This is a genomic window from Streptomyces sp. NPDC057877 (genome assembly GCF_042796855.1).
GTDB lineage: Bacteria > Actinomycetota > Actinomycetes > Streptomycetales > Streptomycetaceae > Streptomyces.
Window position 1 is genome coordinate 163,715 of sequence record NZ_JBHVMS010000012.1, and the last position, 14,072, is coordinate 177,786.

The 14,072-nt window shown below is 73.7% G+C and carries 14 protein-coding genes; 9 read left to right on the forward strand and 5 right to left on the reverse strand.

Translation table 11 applies throughout. From position 1 onward, the window contains the following. Window positions 1-27 precede the first annotated feature (27 nt). Window positions 28-1,638 carry a carboxylesterase/lipase family protein gene (locus ACFVQG_RS32445; protein WP_383390335.1) on the forward strand — a complete coding sequence of 537 codons (1,611 nt, stop codon included), beginning with the start codon at window positions 28-30 and terminating at the stop codon, window positions 1,636-1,638. 60 nt (window positions 1,639-1,698) lie between these two features. Here the strand turns inward: ACFVQG_RS32445 and ACFVQG_RS32450 are convergent, their stop codons facing one another. Beyond that, window positions 1,699-2,427 carry an SDR family oxidoreductase gene (locus ACFVQG_RS32450; RefSeq protein WP_383390337.1) on the reverse strand — a complete coding sequence of 243 codons (729 nt, stop codon included), beginning with the start codon at window positions 2,425-2,427 and terminating at the stop codon, window positions 1,699-1,701. A gap of 75 nt (window positions 2,428-2,502) precedes the next feature. Between ACFVQG_RS32450 and ACFVQG_RS32455 the strand changes: the two genes are divergently transcribed. After that, on the forward strand, window positions 2,503-2,880 hold the full coding sequence (locus ACFVQG_RS32455) for a MerR family transcriptional regulator (RefSeq protein WP_383390340.1): 378 nt from the start codon (window positions 2,503-2,505) through the stop codon (window positions 2,878-2,880). Window positions 2,881-2,893: 13 nt separating this feature from the next. On the opposite strand, the gene ACFVQG_RS32460 is transcribed toward ACFVQG_RS32455, so the two are convergent. Beyond that, complete coding sequence (locus ACFVQG_RS32460) at window positions 2,894-3,595, reverse strand: GntR family transcriptional regulator (RefSeq protein ID WP_383390343.1); 702 nt, start codon at window positions 3,593-3,595, stop codon at window positions 2,894-2,896. A 91-nt stretch (window positions 3,596-3,686) separates the two neighbouring features. Here ACFVQG_RS32460 and ACFVQG_RS32465 point away from each other — a divergent pair, with 91 nt between their 5' ends. The 3 genes from ACFVQG_RS32465 to ACFVQG_RS32475 are packed head-to-tail and all read left to right on the forward strand — an operon-like array spanning window position 3,687 to window position 4,611. Further along, window positions 3,687-4,226, forward strand: a complete 540-nt coding sequence (locus tag ACFVQG_RS32465; RefSeq protein ID WP_383390344.1) for a YbhB/YbcL family Raf kinase inhibitor-like protein — start codon at window positions 3,687-3,689, stop codon at window positions 4,224-4,226. A gap of 56 nt (window positions 4,227-4,282) precedes the next feature. Beyond that, entirely contained in the window at window positions 4,283-4,462 is a 180-nt protein-coding gene (locus ACFVQG_RS32470; RefSeq protein WP_383390347.1) for a hypothetical protein, read from the forward strand. After that, a complete protein-coding gene (locus tag ACFVQG_RS32475; RefSeq protein WP_383390348.1) occupies window positions 4,408-4,611 on the forward strand; it encodes a 2OG-Fe dioxygenase family protein in 204 nt (67 codons plus the stop codon). The genes ACFVQG_RS32470 and ACFVQG_RS32475 overlap by 55 nt, the downstream gene beginning before the upstream one ends. A gap of 23 nt (window positions 4,612-4,634) precedes the next feature. Here ACFVQG_RS32475 and ACFVQG_RS32480 read toward each other — a convergent pair whose 3' ends face one another. Beyond that, window positions 4,635-6,878 carry a glycoside hydrolase family 9 protein gene (locus ACFVQG_RS32480; protein ID WP_383390351.1) on the reverse strand — a complete coding sequence of 748 codons (2,244 nt, stop codon included), beginning with the start codon at window positions 6,876-6,878 and terminating at the stop codon, window positions 4,635-4,637. A gap of 262 nt (window positions 6,879-7,140) precedes the next feature. Between ACFVQG_RS32480 and ACFVQG_RS32485 the strand changes: the two genes are divergently transcribed. Both ACFVQG_RS32485 and ACFVQG_RS32490 read left to right on the forward strand, forming a co-directional pair. After that, complete coding sequence (locus tag ACFVQG_RS32485; protein WP_383390354.1) at window positions 7,141-9,504, forward strand: SpoIIE family protein phosphatase; 2,364 nt, start codon at window positions 7,141-7,143, stop codon at window positions 9,502-9,504. A gap of 67 nt (window positions 9,505-9,571) precedes the next feature. Next, window positions 9,572-10,210: a DUF4232 domain-containing protein gene (locus tag ACFVQG_RS32490; protein WP_383390356.1), complete on the forward strand. Its 639-nt coding sequence runs from the start codon at window positions 9,572-9,574 to the stop codon at window positions 10,208-10,210. A gap of 11 nt (window positions 10,211-10,221) precedes the next feature. Here ACFVQG_RS32490 and ACFVQG_RS32495 read toward each other — a convergent pair whose 3' ends face one another. Continuing rightward, the gene (locus ACFVQG_RS32495) at window positions 10,222-11,127 is read right to left on the reverse strand and encodes a helix-turn-helix domain-containing protein (RefSeq protein ID WP_383390359.1); all 906 of its coding nucleotides are present in this window, start codon (window positions 11,125-11,127) and stop codon (window positions 10,222-10,224) included. Window positions 11,128-11,196: 69 nt separating this feature from the next. Here ACFVQG_RS32495 and ACFVQG_RS32500 point away from each other — a divergent pair, with 69 nt between their 5' ends. After that, the gene (locus tag ACFVQG_RS32500) at window positions 11,197-12,024 is read left to right on the forward strand and encodes a phytanoyl-CoA dioxygenase family protein (RefSeq protein ID WP_383390362.1); all 828 of its coding nucleotides are present in this window, start codon (window positions 11,197-11,199) and stop codon (window positions 12,022-12,024) included. 12 nt (window positions 12,025-12,036) lie between these two features. On the opposite strand, the gene ACFVQG_RS32505 is transcribed toward ACFVQG_RS32500, so the two are convergent. Beyond that, window positions 12,037-13,005 (reverse strand): aldo/keto reductase, encoded by a 969-nt coding sequence (locus ACFVQG_RS32505; protein ID WP_383390365.1) that lies wholly within the window; start codon window positions 13,003-13,005, stop codon window positions 12,037-12,039. A gap of 197 nt (window positions 13,006-13,202) precedes the next feature. Between ACFVQG_RS32505 and ACFVQG_RS32510 the strand changes: the two genes are divergently transcribed. Then, window positions 13,203-14,072 (forward strand): hypothetical protein, encoded by an 870-nt coding sequence (locus tag ACFVQG_RS32510; protein ID WP_383390367.1) that lies wholly within the window; start codon window positions 13,203-13,205, stop codon window positions 14,070-14,072.

Here is a 14,072-nt window from a genome sequence, read left to right on the forward strand (position 1 = left end):
GTCCGCCCCCACCTCACGGAGGTGCAGATGCCCGGCTCCCGCACCGGAACCCCTACCAGGAACCACCGATTACCGCGATGGACCCGGCGGCTCGGCGTACTGTCGGCCGCCGTCCTGCTCTCGGCCGTAGGGCTGGCCGCCGCGCCCGCCACGGCCGCCGACGGACCGACCGTCACGACCCGCTACGGCCAGGTGCAGGGCAAGGCGGACGACACCGCCCACTCCTACGTCGGCATCCCGTACGCCGCCCCGCCGGTCGGCCCGAACCGCTGGCAGCCGCCGTCCCCGCCCTCGTCCTGGACGGGCGTCCGGGACGCCACCACCCCGGGCAACCCCTGCGTGCAGGCCGTCACCTCCACCCCTTGGGGCAACCTGGCGGGACCGGGCACGCCCAGTGAGGACTGCCTCTACCTGAACGTCTACACGCCCGCCAAGCGCTCCCTCGCCAAGCGACCGGTGATGGTGTGGATCCACGGCGGCGGCTTCACCGTGGGCTCCGGCACGTTCTACGACGGCGGCAAGCTGGCCGCCAAGGGCGATGCCGTGGTCGTGAACTTCAACTACCGCCTCGGCGCGTTCGGTTATCTGGCCCACCCGGACCTGGCGTCGGAGTCCTCGCTCGGCCTCTCCGGCAACTACGGCCTGCTCGACCAGCAGGCGGCGCTGCGCTGGGTGCGGCAGAACGTCGCGGCGTTCGGCGGCGACCCCGACAACGTGACGATCTTCGGTGAGTCGGCGGGCGGCGGCAGCGTCTGCCACCACCTCGTCTCGCCGCGCACCATCGGCCAGTTCGACCGGGCCATCGCCCAGTCGGGCTGCGGATTCCGCCTGCCCACCCAGGAGTCGCAGCAGAACAACGGCGTCGCCTGGGCGAACTCCCTGGGCTGCGCGGACGTGGCGTGCCTGCGCGCCAAGTCCGCCGACGAGTTGCTGCGGGCCTCCCTGGCTCCCACGGCCCGCTGGACGCCCAACGTCGACGGCAGGATCCTGCCCCTCCAGGTGACGGACGCGCTGGCGAGCGGACGCTTCCACCGGGTCCCGGTCCTCCAGGGCACCACCGCCGACGAGGGCAGGCTCACCGTGGCGACCGCCTACGACCTGGCCGGGCGGCAACTCACCGCGGCGGGCTACCCGGTGGCGGTCCGCGCGGCCTACGGCGACCGGGCCGACGCGATCCTGGCCCGCTATCCGCTGGCGGAGTACGGCACCCCGGCGGAGGCGCTCGGCGCGGTCTTCACCGACTCGCAGTTCGCCTGCATGCAGTCCCGCACGGCCCATCTGATGGCCCCTCACACCCGCTCGTACCAGTACGAGTTCGCCGACCGTCACTCCATGGACTATCTGAACCTGCCCATCAGCTTCCCCCTCGGCGCGCCGCACGGCTCGGAGATCCGCTATGTGTTCGGCGGTGTCTCCGGCACGCCCGCGCAGAACGCCCTGTCGGACCGGATGCTCGGCTACTGGACCAACTTCGCCAGGACGGGCGTCCCGTACGCCGCGAACGCCCCGCACTGGGGCCTCTTCCCGAAGGTGCAGACCCTCGCCCCCGAGGCGATCACCTCGGGGACCTCGTTCCCCCAGGACCACAAGTGCGACCTCTGGAGCCAGGACGCCTCCTGGCCCCTCACGGCCGACTAGCCTCACGCGGAGCCCGGCCGGGTGGTGCTGGACCACCCGGCCGGGTTCCCCGTGCGCCGCTCAGGCGGCCGTGAGCGCCGCCAGGGCGCGGTCCATCGCGGCGTAGAACTCCTCCGGCGCCAGCGGCAGCCGGGACTTGATGTCCCGGCTCCACTGGTCGGCGAGGACCTCGGCGGACCCCGCCTCGACACCGTCGAGCGCCGCGTCGGCCAGGTCCGACGGCGCGAGCTTGGCCACGGGCCAGCCCGCGGCCATGTCGGTGTCGGCCAGACCGAGGTGCACGGCCGTCACGAGCGTGCCCTGCTCGGCCAGTTCCAGGCGGACGCCGTTGGTCATGGCCCACGCGGCGGCCTTGGTCAGGTGGTACGCGCCCGCGCCCCTGCCCCCGAACCACGACATGGCGGACAGGACGTTCACGATCGCGCCCCCGCCGTTCCCGGCGAGCACCGGCGCGAACCCCCGGACCATCCCCAGGTGGCCGAACATGTTGGTCTCCAGCTCGCGCCGCACGGCGTCCAGCGAACCGGTCACCAGGTCGGTCCCCGTCTGGATCCCCGCGTTGTTGACGAGCAGCGAGACGTCCGGGGCGGCCTCGACGGCGGCCCGCACGGACGCGGCATCGGCGATGTCGAGGGCCAGCACCTCGACCCCGGGCAGGTCCACGGTCTCCGGTCGGCGGGCGGTCGCGTAGACCTTGCGGGCGCCCCGCTCCAGCAGGCGCTGGGCGAAGGCGCGGCCCAGGCCACGGTTGGCTCCGGTGACGAGGGCGACTGAGTCGTTGATCTCCATGTCCCGTACGCTAAAACCTGACGCTGACGTCAGAGGCAAGTGCTGGTCGTCAGGACGGTAGTGAGAGGAGTCACCATGGCCCTCCCAAAGGCCGCGGCCGAGCGGCTGATCCGCATCGGCGAGGTGGCGCGCGAGGCCGGAGTCTCCGTGCGCGCCGTGCGCTACTACGAGCAGCAGGGGCTGCTCAGGGCGGAGCGCAGTCCCTCAGGCCAGCGCCTCTACCGGCAGGACGCCGTCCCGTTACTGCGCTTCTTCCAGCAGATGTACGCCGCCGGTCTGACCAGCCGCAGGATCGCGGAACTCCTGCCGTGCTGGGACTCCGGGCACACCGACGCCGAGCAGCGGGCCATGCTGCGCGCCGAACGCGACCGCATACAGGCCAAGGTCGACGACCTCCAGGCCGCCCTGGACCGCCTCGACGAGGTCATCAAGATCACCGACAGCCACCCGTAGCACCGCGCGGCGGTCACTCGGAGGCGGACCGGCCTCGCGCGTCCCCGGTCAGCGCCGCCGCCGTGAGAGTGAGATGCCGCGCCAGCGCCTCGGCCGCCCCGTCGGCGTCGCGGGCGAGCGCCGCCTCCTCCAGTCGGCGGTGCTCGGCGACGCCGTCCCGGTCGGGGTCCCGGTGCGCCGACCAGCGGCGGGCCAGTTCGCTCGCGGTCCACAACCGGTCGAAGGTCTCCAGCAGTACGGGGTTGCCGCACCCCTCCAGCAGGGTCCGGTGGAAGACCCGGTGGGCCTCCGCCCAGGCGCCGCTGTAGTGCTCCCCCTCCTCCGGCGCATGCGCCGGGGTGCGGACCAGGCGGTGGTGGGCGGCCCGTACCCGCGTCTCCCAGTCGAGGTCGCCGCGCTCGACGGACATCCGCAGGACGGCGGGTTCGATGGTCCGGCGCGCCTCCGCGATCTCCTGCCAGCGCCGGTCGGAGAAGGCCGGGACGGCGAAGCCGCGGTTGGGCAGCCGGTCGGCGAGCCCCTCACCCACCAGACGCACGAGCGCCTCGCGCACGACGGCCAGGCTCACCCCCTGTTCCCTGGCGATGTCCTGCGGCTTGAGGGCGTCACCGGGGGCGTGGTCGCCCCGCATGATCGCGTCCCGCAGGTGGGCGTAGACCTGCTCGGAGAGCATCTGCTTCCCCGGCGCGGCGGAGGTGTGGGCGGTCCGACTCATGGACGGCATCATAGACGATGAGACAGATAATCGATTATCGGTGCTATGGTCGATGACGTCGGCCGGAAACGGCCAGAGAGGAAACCACGCCATGAGCGCCAACGACCCCTTCGCCCGCCTCCCCGAGGCGGCCCCCTTCACCGTGACCAGCACGACCGTCGCCGACGGCGACGACTGGCCGCCCGCGCAGTTCTCCGGCATCTTCGGCGTCCCCGGCGGGAAGGACGTCTCCCCGCAGCTGTCCTGGAGCGGCGCCCCGGAGGGCACCAGGAGCTACGCCGTCACCGTCTACGACCCCGACGCCCCCACCGGGTCCGGGTTCTGGCACTGGGCGGTCGCCGACATCCCCGCCACCGTCACCGAGCTGCCGGAGGGCGCGGGCGACGACACCGGCTCGGGCCTGCCCGAGGGCGCCTTCCAGCTGCCCGGCGACGCCCGCCTGGCCCGCTTCGTCGGCGCCGCCCCGCCCGCCGGGCACGGCCCGCACCGCTACGTCGTCGTGGTGCACGCCCTGGACGTGGAGTCCATCGGCGTCCAGGCCGACGCCACCCCGGCCGTCCTCGGCTTCACGATGTCCGGCCACACCCTCGGCCGCGCGGTCCTCACCGCCACCGCCGAGACGCCCGCCTGAAACCCGACGGCCCTCCGGATGCGGTGACCGGAGGGCCGTGGACCAGGGAAGCCATCGTGAACGCGCACGCGGGACGGGCCTCCCCACCGGTCGAACGGGCCCGGCAGGCGCTGGCCGCGTCGGGCGTGTGCCCGCTGAGCACGGCCGAGGTGACCGCGTACACCGGAACGGACGCCACCGGATGGGCGCGGTTCGCCCGGCACTGGGAGGAGCTGGCACCGACGGCGAACCGCTGAAGGAGGCGACCCTGAGCGAGCCGGGCGCCCCGCTGCTGGGCGACGACCGCCGCACGGTGCACGGGGTGTCCCCCGTCCATCCGCTCGACGGCGACGGAGCGGCCTGGCGGGACGTCCTGGTCGCCGCCCCGATCCCGGCCGGGAGCTGACCTCCCGGCCGGGTCCCGGCGCCCTACTCCTGGTCGGCGACGAAGGCCGCCATCCACGCCAGGGCGGCGTTCCAGTTGATGGTCAGCTCGTTGGTCGACCAGGACTGGATGTCGTCGATGTAGCAGAACTGGCCGACGCAGCCCTGCAGTTTCGACTGCGCGAGCGGGTCCTGGATGCTGGAGTTGGGGCCGCCCGAGAGGGTGCCGGACGGCGGGTTGGGCAGCTTCGGGTCCAGCTGACGGGCGTACCAGCGGCTGTGCTGGTTCTGCGCGCTGACCTCGCCGTAGCCGGTGACGTAGGACAGGTTCAGCGCGTTGCGGCCGAGGACGTAGTCCATGCTCTGCACGGCCCCGTCCCTGTACTTCGACCCGCCGGTGATGTCGTAGGCGGTGGCGATGACGACCGCGTTGTTGAGGACCTGGTGGTTGGAACCCCAGTCGAAGACGTTGCCGTCGGGGGCGTACGGCATCCCGTACGGCTGTGTCCTGAGGGTGCTGAGGTAGCGGTCGGCGCCCTTGACGACGGACTGGCGGACCTTGTCCCGGCCGGGGAGCCGGTTCGGCACGGTGGCCAGGTCGAGGCGGCCCGCCGCCGCGGTGCGGGCCCAGTCGAAGCCGGTCGGGCCGAAGATGTCGGCGGTGTGCACCGGCGAGTCGAGGACGTGCCGCTCGAACTGCTTCTCCCCGGTGGTGAGATACAGCTGCGCGGCGGCCCAGTAGAACTCGTCGCTGGCGTCGGTGTCGGGGTAGGCGCCGCCGCCGACACCGTCGTTCGGGTCGGGCAGCACGTCCGGGTGGGCGAGGGCCGCGGCGTAGGCCGTACGGGCGGCGGCGAGCAGTTCGGCGGCGAACTGCCGGTCGTAGGGCTTGTAGAGGCGGGCGGCCTGGGCGGCCGAGGCGGCGAGGTTCAGCGTGGCCGTGGTGGTCGGCGGGTGCAGCTCGCGCTTCTGCGGGTCGGCGCTGGGCATCAGCGGCAGACCGGTCCACGCCTCGTCATGGATCTTGTGGTGGGCCATCCCGGCCAGCGGCTCCCCGTCCGGCACCTGCATCTTCAGCAGGAACTCCAGCTGCCAGCGGACCTCGTCGAGCAGGTCGGGCACCTTGTTGCCGCTCTCGGGGATGGTCAGGGAGCCGTCGCCGAACCGCTCCGCCTGCCCGGTGCGGGCGTGCAGGGCGCGCTCGTAGGTGCTGAGCAGCTCCCAGACGGAGATGCCGCCGTTGACGACGTACTTGCCGTGGTCGCCCGCGTCGTACCAGCCGCCGGTGACGTCGAGCGTGTAGTCGCACACGCCGGGCTGGCAGGGCACGTCGGAGTCACCCTGGTTGGGGGCCACGTTCAGGTGCCCGGCCGCGCGTCCGTAGCCGGGGCGCAGGTCGTCGCGTATCTCGGTGCCGCTGCGCTGGGTGTAGTAGAACTTCAGCGAGTCGAGGCGCAGTCGCTCGTACGCCCGGGTGTCGATGTCGAAGGGGCGGCTCGTCTCCCCGTCGGCGACCAGCGTGAGGCCCTTGCCGCGGGCCTTGTAGGCGCCGAAGTCGATGGAGTGGACGGCCTGCGCGGAGGACACGTCGGTGCCGCGGGGCACGGTCCAGCCACGGGCGGCCACCGTCCCGTCGGCCCTCTTCAGCTGCCAGGGCAGCCGGGTGGTGGCGTCGGTGACCAGGGTGGCGTTCTTCGGCCCGGACGGCAGATAGGCGACCTGGTTGACCCGCACCCGCGGCCCGGTGTCGGGCTCGTACTGCTCGGGGGGCACGCCGCCCAGCAGGGACACGTCGTCCATGCAGAACCGCCAGGGATCGGCGCTGCCGCCGACCTGGAAGGCGACCTGCGCGCGGTCGCTGTCGACGGGCGAGGTGAAGGTGTACGAGTAGGAGTTGCCGGAGACGCTGAGCTGCGGGCTCACCTCGAACCAGGTGTCGTACGGCGCGTCGGAGAGGCCGACGAGCGCGCGGACCACCTGCCCGTCGGGGACACCGTTGGCGTAGAAGGAGAAGCGGTAGGACTCGCCCTGCGCGAGCGTGATGTCGTTCTGGCCGACGGTGGCGTCCCAGCGGTTCTGGGTGCCGCCGGGCACGTCCGCGCACAGGCGGCCGTCGGCGAGGGCGGCGGTGACGTTGCTGGTCGTCCACCAGGGGTCGAGGCTGGTGTCGAAGGTGCCGTTCCTTACCTGCTCGACCTCTTCGGCCCCGGCGGGGGCGGCGGGCAGGGCGATGAGGCCCCCCGCCAGCAGGGCTGTCAGGGACAGCAGGGCGGTTCTGGGTCGTTTCACGTCTGGGCTCCTGGAAGGGAGGTGCGGGCGACGCTCCATGGGAGCGCTCCCAGATGCGGTCGGAGGCCATCGTTGTGGGAGTCATGACACCCGTCAACGGTCCGGACGGCACCGGTTCCCAGCGGCCCCGGTCACCGGGTCCGTACGCGGGGGCCACGAGACGGGACATACGGACCTTGCCGACCAGCTCGGACCAAAAGCACTAGTCTGGAACTCAGGTAACACAGTTGTTCACTGTGCGTGGACGCGATGGAGTGGCGAGATGAGCCCGGATTACCCGTTCGACGAGGCCGCCACGGCCCGGGCTGCCCTAGACGGCGACGGCGTCCTCACCGAGTGGAACGAGGGCGCCCGGCGGCTGCTGGGCTGGTCCGCGCCCGAGGTGCTGGGCCGCCCCGCCGTCGATCTGGTGGCCGGCGGCAGCCTGGAACCGGTCCCCGGGCTCAGCGGTGACCGCCGCGGCGGCACTCTCACGCTGCGTCACCGGGACGGCCGTACGATCCCCGTCTGGCTGCTCGCCCACCCCCGGCCCCAGGGCTGGCTGGTGGTCACCCCGCTGGACAACGATCCCCCGGCGCCCGACGACCCGCTGGCCAGGATCGACCTCATCCAGTCGCCCTGCGCCATGGCGATCCACGACGAACAGCTGCGGCTGCGGCGGATGAACGAGGCCATGGCCGACGCGCTCGGCCTGCCCGAGGAGCGGCTGCGGGGCCTGCGCCCCACCGACCTGAACGGCCAGCCGGGCACCGTCGAGCTGGAACAGCACATGCACGAGGTGCTCACCTCCGCCCGCCGGACCCATGTGCGCGCCTATGTGCCGGTCACCGGCGACGGCCCGACCAGCGCCTGGCTCGCCCGGATGGCCCCGGTCGTGGACGCCGAGGGACGGGTGCGGGGGGTGTCCATCGCCGCGCACGACTTCACCGAGCAGTACCTCGCCCGCGAGCGGCTCCAACTGGTCAACGAGGCCAGCGTCAGCATCGGCAGCACCCTCGACGTCGGCCGTACGGCGCAGGAGCTGGTGGACGTGTGCGTGCCCGCGCTCGCCGACTTCGTCAGCGTGGATCTGCTGGACCCGGCCGACGGCGGCGATCCGCCCGCCCGGCTCACCGCTCCCGTCACGCTGCGCCGCGTCGCCCACCGGTCGGTGCTGCCCGGCACCCCGGAGGCCCTGGTCGAGCCGGGCGGCCTCGAGGAGTACCCCGCGGGGTCGCCCCAGGCCGACGCGCTGCTCACCGGCCGCACGATCATCGCCGCGCCGCAGGACCGCGACCTCGCCGAATGGCTCGCCCAGGACAGCCAACGCCGGGACCGGGCCCGCGAGTACGGCATGCACTGCGGGATGTCCGTGCCGTTGCGGGCCCGTGGCACCACGCTCGGCATCGCCCTGCTCACCCGGTCCCGGCGCCCCGACCACTTCACCGCCGACGACGCGATGCTGGCGGAGGAGATCGCCGCCCGCGCCGCCGTCTGCATCGACAACGCCCGCCGCTACTCCCGTGAGCGCGAGACCGCCCTCGCCCTCCAGCGCAGCCTGCTGCCGCGCAGCCTGGCGCGCACCGCGGCCGTGGCGGCGGCGTCCCGCTATCTGCCCGCGGCCCAGGCCGGGGTGGGCGGCGACTGGTTCGACGTGATCCCGCTGTCCGGGATGCGGGTCGCGCTGGTCGTCGGCGATGTCGTCGGGCACGGCCTGCAGGCCTCCGCGACGATGGGGCGGCTGCGCACCGCGGTGCGCACCCTCGCCGACATCGACCTGTCGCCCGAGGAACTCCTCACCCACCTCGACGACCTGGTGGTTCGGCTGTCGGAGGAGACCGGCGGCGACGGCAGTCCGGGCGAGGTCGGCGCGACCTGTCTGTACGCGGTGTACGACCCGGTGTCCCGGCGCTGCGCCATGGCCCGGGCCGGGCATCCGGCGCCGGTGCTGGTCCCGCCGGGCGACCAGCCCCGGGAGATCGAGCTGCCCGCCGGGCCGCCGCTGGGCGTGGGCGGTCTGCCGTTCGAGTCGGCGGAGATGGCGCTGCCCGAGGACAGTCTGCTCGCCTTCTTCACCAACGGCCTGATTGAGACCCACGCCCGGGACGTGGACGCCGCACGCGAGCTGCTGCGCGAGGCGCTGACCGGCGACACCGGCTCCCTGGAGCAGACCTGCGACCGGGTCCTGCACACCCTGCTGCCCAAGGACGACGTCGCCTGCGACGACGTGGCCCTGCTGGTGGCGCGCACCCGGGGACTGCCCGCCTCGCAGGTCGCCACCTGGGACATCCCCGCCGATCCGGCACTGGTCGCGCCGATCCGCAAGCAGGTCCTCGACCAGCTCGGCGACTGGAGCCTGAGCGAGGCGTCCTTCACCACCGAGCTGGTGGTCAGCGAACTGGTCACCAACGCCATCCGCTACGGCGCGCCGCCCATCCGGCTGCGGCTGATCCACGACGAGACGACGCTGATCTGCGAGGTCTCCGACACCAGCCACACCGCCCCGCACCTGCGCCGGGCCAAGACCTGGGACGAGGGCGGGCGCGGACTGCTGCTGGTCGCCCAGCTCACCCAGCGCTGGGGCAGCCGCCACACGGCCGAGGGCAAGACCATCTGGGCGGAACTGACCCTCCTCGAGGAGGGATGAGCCGCCCGGTACCGGGCAGCAGCACGAGTACGAACGCATCGGCGAACGTCTCGGAGCGCTGAGGAAGATGACGGCTGCCGCCTTACCGGCCCGGGTCCGCACCGCCCTCGTGGGCGCCGTCGCCGTACCGGTTCTGCTGCTGACCGGCTGCGGCGGATCGGTCGGCGGTACGCCCGACACACCGGGCGCCGTGGGCGCCCCGGCGCCGCGCGAACCGAGCACGGCGCACTCGATGTCGGTGAGCGTCCCGCCCGCCTCCGCGGGAGTCAGCACCTCGGACGCGCCGTCCGCCCGCTGCCGTACCCCCGACCTGCGCGCGTCGGTCGGCCGCAACTCCCCCGGCGCCGGACAGCACAACTACCCGGTCATCCTGACCAACGCGTCCTCCCGCACCTGCACCCTGTACGGCTACCCCGGCGCCGCCTTCGTCGACGCCGCGGGCGAGCAGTTGGGCCCTGACCCGGTCCGCGTCCCGGAGCGTCCCACGGCCGTGCGGCTGGCGCCGGGGCAGCGTGCCTGGGCGGGGCTGAGCTTCTCCAACCCGCGGATCAGCGGCGCCGAGACGGCCACGCCCGCCGCGCTGCTCGTCACCCCGCCGGACGAGCACGACGCGCTGAGGGTGGCGTGGACGGCCGGTCCGGTGCCGGTCGCCGGGAACACCTCCGTCGTGCAACTGACGATGGTCCGCTCCGGCACGGGAGGCTGACCGGTCCGGAGTCAGCCGGGCCCGGCCGCCCGGTAGGCGCCCGGGGGGACGCCGTAGCGCTCGCGGAACACCCGGCTGAAGTGGAAGGGGCTGGCGAACCCGGAGGCGGCGGCGACGCGTTCCACGGACAGGTCGCCGCTCTCCAGCAGCCGGGCGGCGTGCCGCAGCCGTGCCTCGCGCAGCGCCCGCATGGGTGACTGGCCGGTCTGCCGGGTGAACAGGTGCGCGAACCGGGAGGGCGACAGGGCGACCCGCTCGGCCAGGGAGTCGACGGTGTGCGGGGCGCCCGGATCGGCGGCGATCAGCGCCTGCGCCTCACGCACCCGGGCGTCGGTGCCGGGCGGCGGCGGCAGGGTGCGGGCGCTGACGGCGCTGAGCAGCACGACCTCCTCCAGCGCGCCGAGGGCGAGTTCCCGGGCCGCGCTGCCGTGGGCCACGGCGACCAGGTCGTCGCCGGGCGCGGCGGCGGGCGGGGCGCCGGTGCCGGTCCAGCGCGCGTCGGCGTGCATGCGGCGGAACGCGGTCTCGACGCGCTCGTGCACGCCGCCGGGGACGGGCGTGACGACGTACACCCCGTCCCCGGCGGCGTACGGCCGCAGCCAGTCCCACCAGCCGGGGCGGGCCTGGCAGTGCGCCCACCAGAACCGCCAGTGCCGGGCGCCGGGCGCGACGCCGTACCGCTGCCGGACCCCGGGCGCGAGCACGACGAGGTCCCCCGCGCCCGCTTCCACCTGGGCGGCGCCCTGCGAGAGCCGCCCCCGCCCGTGCGTGGTCCACAGGAACAGCCAACTGGCGGAGCCGTGCGGCCGGTCGACCCGGTATCCGGCAGGCTGGTCGAAACGGCCGGTCACCAGCAGGCCGGGTGGCGGGGACGGATCGCCGGGCGCGGCAGCCACGGGCAAGTCGTCAGCGCTCATGGGCATCCTCCGAATCCGCGCGTCGGCCTAGCGTGAGTGGCGATGACCCCTTCACCGAGGAGGACACGCATGACAGCCACGGATATCGGCGCCACCGGTGCTCCCATCCTGCCCGAGTCGGGCCTCGCCCGGTTCCGGGAGGACGGCTTCACGGTCGTCCGTGGTCTGTTCCGACGCGCCGAGGTCGACGGCCTGTGCGCCGAGTTCGAGGCGCTGCACTCGGCGGGACGCACGGTGCCGGGCCACTTCGAGCCACGCCCCGGGCGCCCGGGGGACCCGCTGGCCGCCTACCCCCGGGTGATGCACCCGCACGAGATCAGCGACCGCGCCCGGGCCGTCCTCCTGGCCCCGCGCCTGCGCACGATCCTGGAGGCGCTCCTCGGCGAGGAGGTCCTCGCCGCGCAGAGCATGTTCTACTTCAAGCCGCCGGGCGCCCGCGGGCAGGCCCTCCACCAGGACAACTTCTACCTCCGGGTGGAACCGGGCACCTGTGTGGCCGCCTGGCTCGCCTGCGACGTCATCGACCGCGAGAACGGCGGCCTGGAGGTCGTCCCCGGCACCCACCGCATGGACCTGTTCTGCCCCGAGGAGGCCGACGCGGACGTGTCCTTCGCCCGCGAGTACGTCCCGCCGCCGCCCGGCCTCTCCCCCGTCCCCGTCGACATGCGCCCCGGCGACGTCCTCTTCTTCAACGGCAGCCTGGTCCACGGCTCCCAGCCCAACCGGACCACCGACCGCTTCCGGCGCTCCTTCATCGGCCACTACGTGGGCCGCTCGGCGGAGCGCATCGGGACGTACTACCGGACGGTGTCGATGAGCGGGGAGCGGGTGGTCCTGGCGGAGAGCGAGGGGGCCGGACCGTGCGGGACGGAGTTCCCGGTGTCCGGTCCCCACTGAGGCGGCGGGGCCTCAGTGGCCGGAGACGGCCCGCGCCGTGTAGCCCCGCCCCAGCTCCTCGATCTCCTTGTCCGTCAGCTCCAGTTCCACGGCCGCCACCGCGTCGTCGAGGTGGTGGGGCCTGGCGGCGCCGATGACCGGGGCCGTCACCGTGGGCTGGTGGAGGAGCCAGGCGAGGGCGACCCGGGCGCGGGGGACGCCGCGGGTGTCGGCGATGTGGGTGACGGCGTCGACGATGGTGCGGTCGCTCTCCAGGTAGAGGCGGCTGCCGAAGGCGTCGGTGGCGCTGCGGGCGGTGGTGCTGTCCCAGTCGCGGGTGAGTCGGCCACGGGCGAGAGGGCTCCAGGGGAGGACGGCGACGCCCTGGTCCGCGCAGAGCGGGAGCATCTCGCGCTCCTCCTCGCGGTAGAGGAGGTTGTAGTGGTTCTGCATGGAGACGAAGCGGGTCCAGCCGTGCAGCCGGGCGGTGTACTGGAGCTTGGAGAACTGCCAGGCGTACATCGAACTCGCCCCGAGGTAGCGCACCTTGCCCGCCTTGACCAGGTCGTGCAGCGCCTCCATCGTCTCTTCGACGGGGGTGTGCGGGTCGTAGCGGTGGATCTGGTAGAGGTCGACGTAGTCGGTGCCGAGGCGGGTCAGGCTGTGGTCGATCTCGGTCATGACGGCCTTGCGGGAGAGGCCGCCGCCGTTGGGGCCGGGGCGCATCCGGCCGTGCACCTTCGTCGCGAGGACGATCTCGTCGCGGTGGGCGAAGTCGCGCAGCGCCCGGCCGACGATCTCCTCGCTGGTGCCGTCGGAGTAGACGTTGGCCGTGTCGAAGAAGTTGATCCCGGCGTCCAGGGCCTGCCGGATCAGCGGGCGGGAGGCCTCCTCGTCGAGGGTCCACTCGTGGACGCCCCGGTCGGGCAGGCCGTAGGTCATGCAGCCCAGGGAGATCCGCGACACTTCCAGGCCCGTCGAGCCGAGCTTCACGTACTGCATCCTTGCCGCTCCTGACGTCGCATCGGGTGCTTCCGGGCGAGCGTACGTCCTCGTGCGCGCTCCGACTCCGGCCTGGCCTGGGCGTTGCTGCCCCCAGGTGACCGTGCGGCGTGGGAGCGGCCCGGGTGGTCGGCGGGCCCGCATCCTCGGCTCAGGTGACCGGCGCCCGGCCGGTCCGGCCGTACGGGAGGAACGCCGTGCCGACACGTTCGACCTTGCGCGGAGCGCTGCGGACCATGACGGCGGCGGCCGTCCTGACCCTGGCCCTGGGCGGGCCCGCCGAGGGCCGCCCGCTCCCGGCGCGGACACCGGCCGCCGAGCCCCCGGCGACGCTGTGCGCGCCCGCCGGGACGCTGCGGGGCGCGGGCGGGCAGCGCGCCACCGTCAGTCTGTGCGCGGGCAGCGGCACCCCGTCGCTGTCCGTCACCGCACCGGCGGCCTGCCACCGCCCCGGCACCACCAGCCGCCTCGGCTGTGTGACGTCGGGCAGTTGGACCGCGCGGCAGCACGGCGAGACCGTCGCCTCCGGCACGCTGCCCGGTTCGGCCACCTATCCCGGGCCCGGGACCTACGACCTCGAGGCCGAGGTCCGGGTGCGCTCCACGCCCGACGGCGTCGACCTCAGCGGCACCGTCCGCGCCACGCTCACCCTGACCGCGCCGAAGGCGCGGCCCACGCACCGGATGGAGGTCACGGGCGGCCCGCTGCGGCCGGGCACCACGACCGCCCTCACCTACACCCTGTACCGCGACAGCGAGGAGGGGGACGGCAGCGCCCGCTTCGGTCTGATCGGGGAGGAGGCCAGCGGGGTGCGGCTGGCCACCGACGACGCGCGCTGCGTCAATCCGCTGATCGGCCGTCACCCCTCCGACGCCCGGCTGGCGTACTCCCTGGACTGCGCCCTCACCGACCTCCAGCCCGGCCGCCCCGCCACCGTGACCGTCCGCGTGACCCTGGGCGCGCGGTGCTCCACGGTCGTCTCCAAGCTGGGCTACTGGATCCCGCGCGGGCAGGCCCTCTACACCGGCGGCATGCTCGCGGGGCCGACCGTGGGGTGCCCCGCCTGA